The following is a 207-nucleotide window of genomic DNA, read 5'->3' on the forward strand; positions in this document are numbered from 1 at the left end:
GCCCTCCCCCGAAATCAGAGGCAGGCTATCGCACGCCGGTCCGGAGGCAAGCCCCGGCGGAACGCGGTTATCCGCCGGCCTTCACCGAGACAGAGCCGCGACGCTCCAGCTTGCCCCAGCCGACCCGGCCGCCCCGGATGGCCATGACCACCGACTTGACGACCACGTAGTACATCAGCTGGCGATAGCCGAACCGCTGCACGGGCA

This window comes from Klebsiella sp. SWET4, assembly GCF_024296565.1.
Classification (GTDB): Bacteria; Pseudomonadota; Gammaproteobacteria; order Enterobacterales; family Enterobacteriaceae; genus Klebsiella; species Klebsiella variicola.